We start from the raw sequence: 13,986 nt of genomic DNA on the forward strand, positions 1-13,986 counted from the left end.
GGTGAAAATGCTTCTATACGTTCCTTTTTATTTATAGGAGGAGAATCTCGGAAAAAAGAAATACGTGTATTGTATCCAAAGGAGAACTCGTGCTATACTAAAAACAAAGAAAGGGGAAAGGTGTGGAACGGATGAAAGACTGGAAAAGTATATATCAGGAACGATTGGTATCAGTGGCGGAGGCTGTGGCTCATATCAAATCAGGAGATCGTGTCTCTGTGGCCCATGTAGGTTCGGAACCCTTTGCGTTATTGGAGGAAATGGTGCGCCAGAAGGAGCGTTATAGGGGCGTAAGTCTGTATTTTTTGCTGTCTCTGGGCGATGCCGGTTATATGGTGCCGGGGATGGAGGAACATATCCGCTTTCATGGCATCTTTTTGGGAGGCTCTACCAGAAAAGGCGTGGCGGAAGGCAGAGGAGAATATCTTCCCTGTTATTTCCATCAGTATCCGGAAATGCTGCGTGCCAGAGGCGGTCTGGATGTTCTGTTGATTTCTGTTACACCGCCGGACAAGCATGGATATTGTTCCATGGGAATGGGGATTGACCATTTGCCGGAATTGAAGGATGACGCGAAAATCGTTATTGCGCAGGTGAATCCCTCTTTGCCCAGAGTTATGGGTAACAGCTTTATCCATGTATCCGAAATTGATTATCTGGTGGAGGCGGATCGGCCTATTCCGGAGCTGTCCCCGGCAAAAATTACGGAGGTAGAGCGTAAGATTGGCCAATACTGTGCCTCTCTTGTGAAAGACGGAGATACGCTTCAGCTGGGGATCGGCGGTATTCCGGATGCAGTGGTGACTTTTCTGACGGAAAAAGAAGATCTGGGCCTTCATACGGAAATGGCGGCGGATGGTGTTGTGGATCTGATAAAAGCCGGGAATATCAATAATAAACGAAAAAAGATCAATAAGGGAAAAAGTATCGCCACTTTTGCGGCAGGCACGAGAAAGCTCTATGATTTTCTGGATGATAACCCGGCCTTTGAGCTTCATCCCGTCCAGTATGTGAACCACCCTAATATTATTTCCCAAAACGATAATGTGGTCTCTATCAATTCCTGTATTCAGGTAGACCTGATGGGACAGGCCAACGCGGAAGTAGTCAAAGGGATGCAGTTCAGCGGTGTAGGCGGTCAGGTGGATTTTATCCGGGGCGCTAATATGAGCAAGGGCGGCCGTGCCATCATGGCACTGCCCTCTACGGCGGCGAAAGGAACCATTTCCAAAATCGTGCCTTTTCTGGATCACGGAGCCGTGGTAACCACGGGAAGAGCGGAAATCAATTACGTAGTTACAGAATATGGTATAGCCCAGCTTTGGGGAAAGACGCTGCGGGAACGGGCAAAAGAATTGATTGCCATTGCCCATCCGGATTTCCGGGAAGAACTGAAAGAAGAATACGCAAGAAGATTTCATGAAAAATTGCGTTAAAGAGAAAACAGCCGTCCGGCAAATATCCGGACGGCTGTTTTTTCATGATTCAGCTTTCTAATGGTTTTTCTTTTACAAACAGCATGAAAAAGGCAATCACCAACAGCAAAATGCAGAAGAGAAGAGCGAGACTGCCTCGCAGCTTCGTTCCAACGGCGCCCAGACCGGCGCCCAGAATAAAGAAAAGGATGATGCCGTAATAGTGCAAAGCTTTCTCCCAACGAGTTTTGTCTCTGGTTTCCAAAAAACGAACCAGATGCTCTGTGCCGCTGCGCAGATTGCCGGTACACATGGTAGTAGCAAAGGGCATACCGTGGACCTTACGAAAACTCTGTACCTGCAAAGAGCAAATAAAGGAAACCAAAGCGTTGGCGATGGCGTCGGCAGAACCCAATGGCAAAAGCAGTACTACCACCAGACAGACGATTTCCAGCAAAAGTACCAGCTGCCGCCAGTGGAGGGCCAAACGGCCTTCTTCCCAGCGGTGAATCCATTCTCCTGTAAATACACCGAGAACAAAGGCAAATATTGGCACCAGATAAAACAGGGCTTTTCTCCAGTCTCCCTCGGAAAGGCGCACACCCAAAAGGACGATATTGCCTGTCTGGGCATTGGCAAAGACCTGTCCTCTGGCCAGATAAGTATAGGCGTCCAAAAATCCGCCTACCACTGCCAGCATGGCACCAAGACGGAAGGAATCGGACATTTGATTGGTATGTATTGGCATAAGATATTTCCTCCGTTACATCAGGTATTTTCGGTCCAGTGCCCGGTATTGAAGGACTTCCGCTAAATGACGCACCGTAATTGGCCCGCCGCCGTCCAGATCTGCCGCCGTACGGGCAACCTTTAGTATTTTATGGTAGGCTCTGGCGCTAAGATCCATGGTATCGAAGGCTTTTTTCAACAGCTCTCGTTCCATCTCTCCCAGTTGGCAATAAGAGTCTATCTGCGCGGCATTTAACTGAGCGTTAAAGAAAATCCCTTCGTCTTTATATCGTTCCAGCTGTATTTTATGTGCTCGAACCACACGTTCCCGTATTTGTGCGGAGGTCTCGCCCTGAGGGGCGTTTTCCAGATCCTCATAACCTACGGCGGGCATTTCTACCATCAGGTCGATACGATCCAGCAAAGGTCCGCTGATTTTCCCCTGGTATTTGGCAATTTCCGCTGTGGTACAGCGACATTTGTCCCCTGTGCCCAGATAGCCGCAGGGGCAGGGATTCATGGCCGCCACCAGCATAAAATCGGAAGGGAAGGTCAGAGTGCCGTTGACACGGGCAATAGTGACTTTTCGGTCTTCCATAGGCTGCCGCATGACTTCCAAAGCCGTTCTCTGAAATTCCGGGAGTTCGTCCAAAAAGAGCACGCCGTTGTGTGCCAGAGAAATTTCTCCCGGCTTGGGAACTCTGCCGCCGCCGGTAAGAGCGGAAGCGGAAATGGTATGGTGGGGCGAACGAAAAGGCCGGTGATGAATCAGCACGTTTTTGTTTTTTAACAGGCCCGCTACGCTGTAAATTTTTGTGATCTCGATGCTTTCGGCAAAGGAAAGATCCGGCAGTATCGTGGGGAACCGCTTTGCCAGCATGGTTTTGCCGGAGCCGGGTGGTCCGATCATGAGGATATTGTGTCCGCCTGCTGCTGCCAGCTCCATGGCACGTTTGGCGTTTTCCTGCCCCTTTACATGAGAAAAATCCAGAAGAGGATCTCCGCCGCTTTCCTCATAAAGAGCCTGAAGATCTAACGAAACGGGAGACAGCGTTTCTTTTCCTGTCAGAAAGGATACCATCTGCCGGAGACTGTGGATCGCGTAAACTTCCATGCCTTCTACCAGAGCCGCTTCTTCCGCGTTTTCAAAGGGGACGATACATTTTTGTATGCCCTCTTGCAGGGCGCCATAGACCATAGGCAAAATCCCGTTGACAGGCCGCAGAGAACCGTCCAGAGAAAGCTCTCCGGCAAAAAGAATACCTTCCAGCGCAGAGACAGGAAGGATTTCACAGCAGGCCAGAATCCCTGCCGCAATAGGAAGGTCAAAGGATGCACCTTCCTTTCTTGTGTCTGCGGGAGCCAGATTAACGGTGATGCGTTTAACAGGGAAGGAAAAACCGGAATTGCGGATGGCGGTGCGAACACGTTCCCGGGATTCCTTTACGGCGGAATCGGGCAGACCCACAATATCAAAGGCAGGCAGACCGCTGCTTAGGTCTACCTCTACATTGACATGATACCCATCTATTCCCATAAGAGCTGAACTGTTTACAATGGCCAGCATCTTGTCACCTTCTTTTTCGAAATTTTTTCTTATTTATCATATCAATATTTACGAATCGGTGCAATCTATTTTAGGGATTTCTACTATATAATAGGGGTGAATTCACAAAAATATCAAAAATTTCAAAAAAAATCATTGAATTTTGAGAAGAAAGCATATATAGTAGATTTCGTAACTCAAAGGCAGGCGGAGGTGTCTTATGGAAGAATATTACTTGATGTGGCTTTCCCGCTTTATGGTGCATCAGGGGAACAAAGCCCGTTCTCTGATTTCTTATTTTGGTTCGGCGGAAGAGATCTGGCGTGCCAGACCGGAAAAATTAAGGGCTTGTCCGTATATTTCTCCCAAATTGGCAGATACTTTGCTTGCGAACAGAGATGGGACACAGCTGGATGAATGGATCGGGGAGTTAGAGGAGAAGGAAATCAGATTTTATTCTCTGTATCATCCGGAGTATCCCTCTTTGCTGAAAGAGATTCACAATCCTCCTTTCGGTATTTATGTCAAAGGCACACTGCCGGAGGACGAGATTGATAAAGTCGGTGTTATCGGTGCAAGACGCTGTTCCCAGTACGGCGCATCGGTGGCTTACCGTATGACGAAGGAACTGGGCAGAACCAATGTAATCGTTGTCAGTGGTATGGCCCGCGGCGTAGATTCCATGGGACACAAAGGGATTATGGACGGCGGAGGAAGGACCATTGCTGTTTTGGGCTGTGGTGTGGATGTATGTTATCCGGCAGAGAACCGGGAACTGATGGAGCGCATTATGGATAATGGATGCGTCATATCTGAGTATCCACCGCAGACACCGGCGATTCCGTACCACTTTCCGTATCGCAATCGAATCATAGCGGGTCTATGCAAAATGATTGTGGTAGTGGAAGCTGGCAAAAAGAGCGGTACCCTGATTACGGCGGATCTGGCTCTGGAAAATGGACGGGATGTATTTGTGGTGCCGGGAAATGTGACCAGTGCCCTGAGCGAGGGGACCAATAACCTGCTGAAGCAGGGCTGTCCTGCTATTACAGAATCCGGTGATATTTTATTTGAACTGGGCATTTCTTATAAAGAAGGCGAAAAAGAAAAATTCAGAAAAAAAGTAGCGGCGAATCTTTCGCCGGAGGAACAGGAAATCTACGGCCTGATTTCCGAGACAGAACCGATCACAGCGGAAGAGATCGGACGAAAGCTGGAACGGAACATACAGGATGTACAGTATATGCTATCTCTTTTAGAGATTTCCGGACATATCCAGAAGCTGCGTCAGGCAGGATATATCCGGCAGTAGATCATCAGAACATGGGGTGAATTATGACGAAAACAGAAACGGCAAAAACGAAAAAAACGCCTAAGAAATCTGCCTCCAAAAAGTATCTGGTTATTGTGGAATCTCCCGCAAAGGCCAATACCATCGGCAAATTTCTGGGCAGCAGTTATAAAATCGAGGCGTCTATGGGCCACATCCGGGACTTGCCCAAAAGTCAGATGGGCATAGACATCGAGCATGATTTTGAACCGAAGTATATTACGATTCGAGGCAAGGGCGATCTTTTGAGCAAACTAAAAAAGGACGCCAAAAGCGCCGATAAAGTTTATCTGGCAACTGACCCGGACCGTGAGGGGGAAGCCATCAGCTGGCATCTGCTTCACGCTTTGAATCTGGGAGAGGATAAACCTGTCAGCAGAATTACATTTAATGAAATCACAAAGGCGGCGGTAAAACGCTCTATTACAGAGGCCAGAGATATTGACATGGATCTGGTAGATGCCCAGCAGGCCAGACGTGTGCTGGATAGAATGGTGGGTTATACCATCAGTGACCTTCTGTGGAAGAAGGTAAAGAAGGGTCTCAGCGCCGGCCGTGTACAGTCTGTTGCTCTGCGGATCGTCTGTGACCGAGAGGAAGAAATCCGGGATTTTATTCCGGAGGAGTATTGGACCATTGGCGCCAAAATGGAAAACGATCAGAAAAAGACCTTTGAAGCCAGATTTTATGGCAAGGGCGAGGAAAAAATGGAGCTGCCCAATGAGGAAACGGTGCAGCAGGTGCTGAAAGGTCTGGAAAAAGCAAAGTTTGCAGTCACAGAAGTGAAAAAAGGAACCAGACAGAAAAAGCCGGTGGCGCCTTTTACCACCAGTACCATGCAGCAGGAAGCCAGCAAGCATCTGAATATGGCAACCCAGAAGACCATGATGATTGCGCAGCAGCTGTATGAAGGTATCCATGTCAAAGGCGAAGGCAATGTAGGTCTGGTTTCCTATATTCGTACAGACAGTTTCCGTATTTCTGACGAGGCTTATGAAGCGGCGGTGGATTTTATTACGGAAACTTACGGGAAGGAAAATGTCAATCCCGAAAGAATACAGTATAAATCCAAAGGAAAAACACAGGATGCCCACGAAGCCATTCGTCCTACCAATGTGTTCCGGACACCGGACAGCATTAAGGAGTCTCTTACCAAGGATCAGTACAAACTTTATAAACTGATCTGGGAGAGATTTGTAGCCAGCCAGATGAGTCCCGCAGTGTATGATACATTGCAGGTTAAAATGGCGGCAGGGGAATACTCCTTCCGTGCTTCTGGTTCCAGACTGGCGTTCAAGGGCTTTCTGGAAGTCTATAATAAAGGAGAGGAAGAGGCACAGATGCAGATTCCTGAACTTCGGGAGGGAGATATGCTGAAAGCGGCTGAGATTTTGCCGGAACAGCATTTTACCCAGCCTCCTGCCAGATTTACCGATGCATCTCTCATTAAGACGCTGGAAGAGATCGGTGTCGGCAGACCAAGCACCTACGCGCCTACCCTGACCATTATCCAGGCCAGAAATTATGTGACGAAAGAGGCCAAAAATCTGTATCCCACAGAACTGGGAGAAACGGTCAATGAAATTATGAAAACCTATTTCAAGGATATTGTGGATATAGACTTCACCGCACATATGGAGGAGCGTCTGGACGAAGTGGAAATGGGGAAAGAAGAGTGGAAGCAGGTCATCCGTGATTTTTATCCCGAGTTCCATGAGGCGGTGGAGAACGCCGTAGAAAAGCTGGCGAAAGTTGAAATCAAAGACGAGGTTACGGATATTATCTGTGAAAAATGCGGCCGGAATATGGTCATCAAATATGGCAGATACGGGAAATTCCTGGCTTGTCCCGGATTCCCGGAATGTCAGAACGCGAAGCCCTTCTTTGAGGAAGCGGGCGTAAGCTGTCCGGAGTGCGGCGGAAAGGTACTCATCAAAAAGACCAAAAAGGGCCGGACATACTACGGATGTGAAAATAATCCCGAATGTTCCTTTATGTCCTGGAACAAGCCCACCGGAGAAAAATGTCCCAAATGCGGCAGTTTCCTGGAGGAAAAGGGCAAGAAAAACCCTAAGATTGTCTGTTCCAATGAGAAGTGCGGCTATATCAGAGAGGCTGAGGAAGAAAAAGAAGAGGAAAACAGCGAAATCTTATGAAAAAAATAAAAAAAATAGGAAGTTTCAGTTGTTTTTTTTCTGAGGATATGCTATAATCCCATAGGTAACTTAAAAACACACGCATTTGTTGCCCTGTGTCTGGTGCCGATGTGATCGGTGACACGGGGGAGAATGCGGAGGACAAACCACAGGAGGTGCGCTATGAGCGTAATTTCAATGAAACAGTTGTTAGAAGCAGGTGTACATTTTGGTCACCAGACAAGAAGATGGAACCCTAAAATGGCAGAATACATCTTCGCAGAAAGAAACGGTATCTACATCATCGACCTGCAGAAAACCGTGAAAAAAGTAGACGAAGCTTATGCTGAAATCTGCAATATGGTAGCAGACGGTGGCGAGATCCTGTTCGTAGGTACAAAGAAACAGGCACAGGAATGCATCAAAGAAGAAGCTGAAAGATGCGGCATGTACTATGTAAACCAGAGATGGCTGGGCGGTATGCTGACAAACTTCAGCACAATCAAAACAAGAATCGCAAGACTGAAAGAACTGGAAAAAATGCAGGAAGACGGCATTTTCGAAGTTCTGCCCAAAAAGGAAGTTGCAGCTTTGATGCACGAAATGGAAAAGCTGGAAAAGAACCTGGGCGGTATCAAGAACATGAAAAAGGTTCCCGATATGATGTTCGTTGTTGATACCAGAAAAGAAAAAATCGCTGTTCAGGAAGCACATACACTGGGTATTCCCATCGTTGCGATCGTTGATACAAACTGCGATCCCGATGAAATCGATTATGTAATCCCCGGTAACGATGATGCGATCCGTGCCGTAAAACTGATTGCTTCCAAGGTTGCTGACGCAGTTCTGGAATCCAAACAGGGGGAACAGGAAGCAGCAGAAGAAGTTGCTGAAGAAGCAGTAGCAGCAGAATAATTTATACACTGACTTGCCCGAGCTTCAGCCGGATTAACGGGCTGAAGCTCTTTTCATTAAATTCTAACTATACGGAGGGAAAAGACATGGCTATTACAGCAGCAATGGTAAAAGAACTGAGAGAAATGACAGGCGTTGGTATGATGGACTGCAAAAAAGCCCTGACAGAAACTGACGGCGATATGGAAAAGGCAGTAGAACTGCTGAGAGAAAAAGGTCTGGCAGCTTCCGCTAAGAAAGCAGGCCGTATTGCTTCCGAAGGTATCGTTGATATCTACCTGAGCGATGACAACAAGATCGGTACTATCGTAGAAGTAAACTCCGAAACAGACTTCGTAGCAAAGAACCAGGTATTCAGAGACTACGTTGCAGCAGTTGCAAAACAGGCTTCCAAATCCACAGCAAAAGATATGGACGAATTCTTCGCTGAAAAATGGGATCTGGACCCTCAGTTCACAGTAAAAGAAGCGCTGAGCCAGCAGGTAGCTGTTATTGGTGAAAACCTGAACATCAGACGTTTTGAGAAATATGAAAAATCCGGCTCCGGCAAACTGGTTTCTTATATCCACGGCGGCGGCAGAATCGGTGTTATGATCGAACTGGCTTGCGACAATGAAAGCGATGCTTTGGAAGAACTGGGTAAAAACGTTGCAATGCAGATTGCAGCTCTGAACCCTAAATTCATCTCCGAAAAAGACGTTCCCGCTGATTTCATCGCAAAGGAAACAGAAATCCTGACACTGCAGGCTAAGAACGATCCTAAGAATGCAAGCAAGCCCGACAACATCATCGCAAAGATGATTGAAGGCAGACTGAAAAAGGAAATGAAAGAATTCTGTCTGGTAGAACAGCCCTATGTAAAAGACGGCGATCTGACAGTTAAGAAATACATTGACTCCGTTGCAAAAGAAGTTGGCGCGCCCATCGAAATCACACGTTTCGTTCGTTTCGAAACAGGCGAAGGTCTGGAAAAGAAAGAAGAAAACTTCGCTGATGAAGTTGCAAAAGCAATGAACTGATTTTTGACAGCTGATAAAAGCCCGAACCATGCCCGCGCGTGGTTTGGGTTTTTCTTTACAAAAAGGCAGACCCTGGCAGGAGAAAGGAGAGGCGCAGACGTTATGGGAAAGATGGTCTATCATTACTGCAGTTTGGAAACACTGCTGAATATTCTGGAGCATAAAACCATCCGTCTTTCGGATATCAATAAACTCAACGATTCCAATGAGAGCAAGGCATTGCTGCATATTACCAGAAACCGCGCTATTTCTTTGATGCTGTCCCATCTGGAGGAAAAGGATGAGCAGTACATGGGCGGGATGGCATATCGGGAGTTTGTAGTTTATCTGATTGATAAAATGATTGACCAGGTCAAGGGATATCATGATCTTTTAACCTATATCGCCTGCTTTTCCGAATCTGATGACTGTCTGAGTCAGTGGCGGGGCTATGGAGATGACGGCAGGGGGGTAGCCATTGGCTTTGACGTGGACGCTATCCAGGAGCTGCTAAGGGAAGAGGAGGCACATCAGCTGGAATTCCGCAAGGTACGATACATTGATACCGATGTCAACACCTTGTTTTGCGATACCCAGCAGTGTGATCTGAGTATCAGTGTCCATGCTTCTAATCTGGTTCATACGCTCATGTCCTATATCGATCAGAATAAGACCCAGCAGATCTTAAACGGCTCCTATATGGCCACAGAAGAAGGGCAGTGGTTCCTGCCGCTGTTACAGGATTCTTTTTTCTACAAAGACGATTCTTTTGCGGAAGAAACGGAATGGCGGCTGATTTTAAAGGATGAAATCATCAAAAGCGAAGAGGACTGGGGGCAGATTTATAACTGGTCCCGGTATCCTCAGAAGGATAAAACTGTCCTGCAAAAGCTGTTCCCTAAGGCTTTATGCTTCCGCCCTACGGAAAATGACATTATTTCCTATATGGACCTTGATTTTTCCGCGGGGGAACCATCCGCCAACGATATGATACAGGAAATTATCATTGGACCGAACTGTCGGCTGATGTATCAGGATGTGTTTCAGCTATTGGGTCATTTCGGTTTTGATGTGACAAACCTGAAGGTACGCAGATCTTCTTCCACCTATCGAGTCTGAGTCGGAATATGGGGATATCTGGTTGAAAATGGAAACCCTCTTTGTTATAATGGTATCAAATTTTGCAGAAATGGAGACAGACAAATGAAAAAACCTTTTGTTTCTTTGGAGCAGATCCAGAAAATTGCGGAAACATACCCTACACCTTTCCATATCTACGATGAAAAAGGTATTCGGGAAAACGCAAGAAAAGTAAATCAGGCCTTTGCGTGGAACAAAGGCTTTCGAGAATATTTTGCCGTAAAGGCCACACCTACACCCGGTATTTTACAGGTGCTGAAGGAAGAGGGCTGCGGCGCTGATTGTTCTTCCTACACGGAACTGATGATTTCTGAGGCGGTAGGCGTAACCGGTCACGACATTATGTTTTCTTCCAATATGACACCGGCGGAGGATTTCGCTTTAGCGGCAAAACTGGGGGCCATCATCAATTTTGATGACATTACCCATATTCCTTTCTTTGAAAAGATTGCGCCTATCCCGGAAACAGTTTGCTGCCGTTATAACCCCGGCGGTGTGTTCCAGGTTAGCAACGAAATCATGGATAATCCCGGCGATGCCAAATATGGCATGACCAAGGAACAGCTGAAGGAGTCTTTCCGTATGCTGAAGGAAAAAGGGGCAAAGCACTTTGGTATTCATGCTTTCCTTGCAAGCAGCACCAGCTCCAATACATACTATCCCATGCTGGCGAAGATTTTGTTCCAGCTGGCGGTAGAGCTGAAAGAAGAACTGGATGTGCATATCGCATTTATCAATCTGTCCGGCGGTGTTGGCATTCCCTATCATCCTGATGAGGAACCCTGTGATATTATGGCCATCGGGGAAGGCGTGCGTCAGGTATATGAGGAAGTCCTGACACCGGCAGGCATGGGAGATGTTGCTATCTTTACGGAAATGGGCCGCTATATGCTGGCGCCCTATGGTGCGCTGGTGGCAAAAGCCATCCATGAAAAACATATTTACAAGGAATATATCGGTCTGGATGCCTGCGCGGCAAATCTGATGCGTCCCGCCATGTATGGCGCATATCACCATATTACGGTTCTGGGAAAGGAAAATGCGCCCTGTGACCATAAATATGATGTTGTTGGCGGTCTTTGCGAGAATAACGATAAATTTGCCGTTGACCGTATGCTTCCTGAAATTGAAATGGGAGATTACCTCTTTATCCATGACGCCGGGGCACACGGACATTCCATGGGCTACAACTACAACGGCAAGCTTCGTTCCGCGGAGTTGCTGCTGAAAGAAAACGGGGAGGTAGAATTGATCCGTCGGGCGGAAACACCGGAGGATTATCTGGCTACCTTTGATTTTACCGGTTTGTTCCATTAATAATGAAACTGTAAATAGAAAACGCTGTGTTTTACGGGATATCCATAAAAAGCACAGCGTTTTTTTGTTTTGGAAATTAAGGGAGAATATTACCTCCCGCAAGATAAATTTTATACCATTCTTCCCGGGTAAGGCGAATGTTCTGGGCGGAGACCATTTCATCCAGATGTTTTAGATTCATGGTGCCGCAGACTACCTGTATGTTGGCGGGATGCCGCAGAATCCATGCAATGGCGATGACAGCGGGTGTGGCGCCGTATTGGTCCGCAATATTTGCTATTGTCTGGTTCAGCTGGGCGAAGTCCGGGTTGGTCAGAAAGATGCCTTCGATCATGCCGTACTGCAAAGGAGACCATGCCTGTACCTGAATTTGATGCAGACGGCAGTAATCCAGAGTATAGCCATCTCGATTTACGGCGCCGGGCGTTTTCATATTGTTTTCCATACCACTGGTAACCAATACTGTATGGGCGGCACTGAATTGCAGCTGATTACAGATGATTTTTTGCTTTACAGCACTTTGAAGCAGGGAAATCTGCATGGCGTTGAAATTAGAAACGCCAAATTCCAGCACTTTTCCGCTTCTTTCCAGCTGGTCAAAGGCTTCCGCCACTTCTTCCGGCTCCAGGAGAGCATCGGGACGGTGAAGCAGGAGTCGGTCCAGATGGTCAGTCTGAAGACGTTCCAGAGAACGATCTACGGCCTTTAGAATATATTCCTTGGAACAGTCGTACATTTTTCCGGGAACAATACCGCATTTTGTCTGGAGAAAGATTTCCTGCCGCCGGGAAGGTATTTCTGAAAGCCATTTGCCAAAGATACGCTCACATTCTCCCTGGCCATAAATATCGGCATGGTCGAAAAAGGAACAGCCTGCTTCCATGGCGTGATCTAAAAACCGGAAAGCTTCGGTCTGGTTTTTCTCACAGAGGCGCATGCAGCCAACAATGATTCTTTGCTGTGGATTCATAATAAAACTCCTTTCTGAAAAGAGAAATGAAAAACAGTCTGCCGGTCCGACAGACTGTTTCAGATTTACGCGTCAGGAATCTGTTCCATAGCCAGCCGTGTATTTTCCAGCTGGTTGGAATCGGGATAATCGTTGATGACCTGCTGGAAATAGGATTTTGCTGTTTCCGTATCCTGGTTTTCCAGAGCGATCATGCCCAGATAGTAGAGGATATCATCCACAAAGTTTTCGCCATTGGTATATTTCATGGCATTTTCCAGGTCAATTTTCGCTTCGTCATAAAGATTGCTCAGGAAGGCGCTTTTGCCTTTGGTGTAATAGCTGTCGGCAGCTTTAGGATAGGCCGTGGATTTAACACTGTTATATTTTGCCAGATCTTCCTCGCTGAAGCCTACGGTTTCAATGCTGTCCAGTGTGGTGACGCAGCTTTCGTAATCTCCATCAGTCATCTGAGATACGGCTGTTTCCAGCAGTTCCAGATTGGCCTGCTTTGTTTCCTCACTGCGCAGCTGTTTATTTTCATTTTCCAGTGTTTCCAGACGAGTCCGCATTTCCAGAACTTCTTCCGGCGTCATATTGGTTTCACCGGTGAAACTTTCTACCTGTGCCTGCAAGGTTTCAATTTTTTTGTCCTTAGCGTCGTTGATGGCGGGCACGACCAGCACCAGAAGAACAATGGCCGTTACCAGAATACCAGCGCCAAAAGCAATCAGATCCCGGCGTTCCAAAACCTTGGAGCCTTTCTTTTCTGCTCGTTTATAGCGGGGCAGGGGAGGATTGCTGTCTGTTTTCAGAACGGAAACCTTCTGACCGTTGTTTTGTTTTGTATTCAGTTTGCCCTGCTTTGTCTGCTTGCCGGGTGCGATGCCCTGTTCGCTGAGCATAGCGTTATAGTGCAGGGCTGTTGGATTGTTGACGTCTTTTTTCAGTACAAGCTCAATAAACTGACGGGCGCGTTTGTAGTTTTTTTCCATCAGACAGCATAAGATCATAAGGTTATAAGCGTCAATAAAGTTGGGGTTGAAATCCATACTTTTTTTCAGCTGGATAATCGCCAGATCATCGCTGCCCTGTTTTAAATATTGCAGTGCCTGATTGTACAGACGAACGGCGTCATTATATTTTTCCATTTCCCGGGCATTTTTCTGCAAAGCATCGATGTAGTTCTGCGCCGGGTTATGTTCTTTTTTGTAAGAAGCGCTGATGATCCAGTGCTTCAGAGCATCCGCGATCCTGCCGGTTTCACAGTAGATCAGTCCCAGCAGATTTCTGGCGGAAGTATTATTTTTATCAAAAATAAGGCTTTGTTCCAGTTCCTCAATAGCTCCGGAAAGGTCCGAGGCATTGGCTTTTTCCAGTGCCTGATTATACAGACGGATGGAAGCCTGTCTGCTTTTGGCAAAGACATAAGCGTCTACGCCGCAGTTGCTGCAATGGAAGCCTGTGGGAATGTTAAAGCCGCAGTTTGGACATTTCATATTGATCGACTCC

At 47.0% G+C, this 13,986-nt stretch carries 11 protein-coding genes; 7 read left to right on the forward strand and 4 right to left on the reverse strand.

The genetic code is table 11. The annotated features are described in order from the left end of the window. The first annotated feature begins 131 nt into the window (after nucleotides 1–131). Nucleotides 132–1,436 (forward strand): acetyl-CoA hydrolase/transferase family protein, encoded by a 1,305-nt coding sequence (locus H9X84_RS01880; RefSeq protein WP_205132628.1) that lies wholly within the window; start codon nucleotides 132–134, stop codon nucleotides 1,434–1,436. 49 nt (nucleotides 1,437–1,485) lie between these two features. Here the strand turns inward: H9X84_RS01880 and H9X84_RS01885 are convergent, their stop codons facing one another. Together H9X84_RS01885 and H9X84_RS01890 are read right to left on the reverse strand one after the other, a co-directional pair. Next, the gene (locus tag H9X84_RS01885; protein WP_243423487.1) at nucleotides 1,486–2,163 is read right to left on the reverse strand and encodes a YoaK family protein; all 678 of its coding nucleotides are present in this window, start codon (nucleotides 2,161–2,163) and stop codon (nucleotides 1,486–1,488) included. Nucleotides 2,164–2,178: 15 nt separating this feature from the next. After that, nucleotides 2,179–3,711, reverse strand: coding sequence for a YifB family Mg chelatase-like AAA ATPase (locus H9X84_RS01890; protein ID WP_205132629.1), 1,533 nt, complete (start codon nucleotides 3,709–3,711; stop codon nucleotides 2,179–2,181). Nucleotides 3,712–3,910: 199 nt separating this feature from the next. On the opposite strand from H9X84_RS01890, the gene dprA reads away from it, so the two are divergent. From dprA to H9X84_RS01920, 6 genes are all read left to right on the forward strand, one after another. Then, a complete protein-coding gene (dprA, locus tag H9X84_RS01895; RefSeq protein ID WP_205132630.1) occupies nucleotides 3,911–5,002 on the forward strand; it encodes a DNA-processing protein DprA in 1,092 nt (363 codons plus the stop codon). 23 nt (nucleotides 5,003–5,025) lie between these two features. Next, the gene (gene topA, locus H9X84_RS01900) at nucleotides 5,026–7,176 is read left to right on the forward strand and encodes a type I DNA topoisomerase (protein WP_205132631.1); all 2,151 of its coding nucleotides are present in this window, start codon (nucleotides 5,026–5,028) and stop codon (nucleotides 7,174–7,176) included. Between the two features lie 162 nt (nucleotides 7,177–7,338). After that, on the forward strand, nucleotides 7,339–8,070 hold the full coding sequence (gene rpsB, locus H9X84_RS01905) for a 30S ribosomal protein S2 (RefSeq protein ID WP_205132632.1): 732 nt from the start codon (nucleotides 7,339–7,341) through the stop codon (nucleotides 8,068–8,070). 86 nt (nucleotides 8,071–8,156) lie between these two features. Further along, complete coding sequence (gene tsf, locus H9X84_RS01910; RefSeq protein ID WP_205132633.1) at nucleotides 8,157–9,089, forward strand: translation elongation factor Ts; 933 nt, start codon at nucleotides 8,157–8,159, stop codon at nucleotides 9,087–9,089. A 102-nt stretch (nucleotides 9,090–9,191) separates the two neighbouring features. Beyond that, nucleotides 9,192–10,187 (forward strand): DUF2971 domain-containing protein, encoded by a 996-nt coding sequence (locus H9X84_RS01915; protein WP_205132634.1) that lies wholly within the window; start codon nucleotides 9,192–9,194, stop codon nucleotides 10,185–10,187. Nucleotides 10,188–10,271: 84 nt separating this feature from the next. Beyond that, nucleotides 10,272–11,525: a diaminopimelate decarboxylase gene (locus H9X84_RS01920; protein WP_205132635.1), complete on the forward strand. Its 1,254-nt coding sequence runs from the start codon at nucleotides 10,272–10,274 to the stop codon at nucleotides 11,523–11,525. 76 nt (nucleotides 11,526–11,601) lie between these two features. Here H9X84_RS01920 and H9X84_RS01925 read toward each other — a convergent pair whose 3' ends face one another. Next, nucleotides 11,602–12,495 (reverse strand): aldo/keto reductase, encoded by an 894-nt coding sequence (locus tag H9X84_RS01925; RefSeq protein WP_205132636.1) that lies wholly within the window; start codon nucleotides 12,493–12,495, stop codon nucleotides 11,602–11,604. Nucleotides 12,496–12,560: 65 nt separating this feature from the next. Then, nucleotides 12,561–13,973 (reverse strand): tetratricopeptide repeat protein, encoded by a 1,413-nt coding sequence (locus H9X84_RS01930; protein WP_205132637.1) that lies wholly within the window; start codon nucleotides 13,971–13,973, stop codon nucleotides 12,561–12,563. Nucleotides 13,974–13,986: the final 13 nt, after the last annotated feature.

Origin of the sequence: Anaerotignum lactatifermentans, from assembly GCF_016902535.1 — a bacterium.
Lineage (GTDB): Bacteria > Bacillota > Clostridia > Lachnospirales > Anaerotignaceae > Anaerotignum > Anaerotignum lactatifermentans_A.

Coding starts and splice junctions, on each gene's coding strand:
- H9X84_RS01880 (WP_205132628.1), top strand. CDS start 132: ATGAAAGACTGGAAAAGTATATATCAGGAACGATTGGTATCAGTGGCG.
- H9X84_RS01885 (WP_243423487.1), bottom strand. CDS start 2,163: ATGCCAATACATACCAATCAAATGTCCGATTCCTTCCGTCTTGGTGCC.
- H9X84_RS01890 (WP_205132629.1), bottom strand. CDS start 3,711: ATGCTGGCCATTGTAAACAGTTCAGCTCTTATGGGAATAGATGGGTAT.
- dprA (WP_205132630.1), top strand. CDS start 3,911: ATGGAAGAATATTACTTGATGTGGCTTTCCCGCTTTATGGTGCATCAG.
- topA (WP_205132631.1), top strand. CDS start 5,026: ATGACGAAAACAGAAACGGCAAAAACGAAAAAAACGCCTAAGAAATCT.
- rpsB (WP_205132632.1), top strand. CDS start 7,339: ATGAGCGTAATTTCAATGAAACAGTTGTTAGAAGCAGGTGTACATTTT.
- tsf (WP_205132633.1), top strand. CDS start 8,157: ATGGCTATTACAGCAGCAATGGTAAAAGAACTGAGAGAAATGACAGGC.
- H9X84_RS01915 (WP_205132634.1), top strand. CDS start 9,192: ATGGGAAAGATGGTCTATCATTACTGCAGTTTGGAAACACTGCTGAAT.
- H9X84_RS01920 (WP_205132635.1), top strand. CDS start 10,272: ATGAAAAAACCTTTTGTTTCTTTGGAGCAGATCCAGAAAATTGCGGAA.
- H9X84_RS01925 (WP_205132636.1), bottom strand. CDS start 12,495: ATGAATCCACAGCAAAGAATCATTGTTGGCTGCATGCGCCTCTGTGAG.
- H9X84_RS01930 (WP_205132637.1), bottom strand. CDS start 13,973: ATGAAATGTCCAAACTGCGGCTTTAACATTCCCACAGGCTTCCATTGC.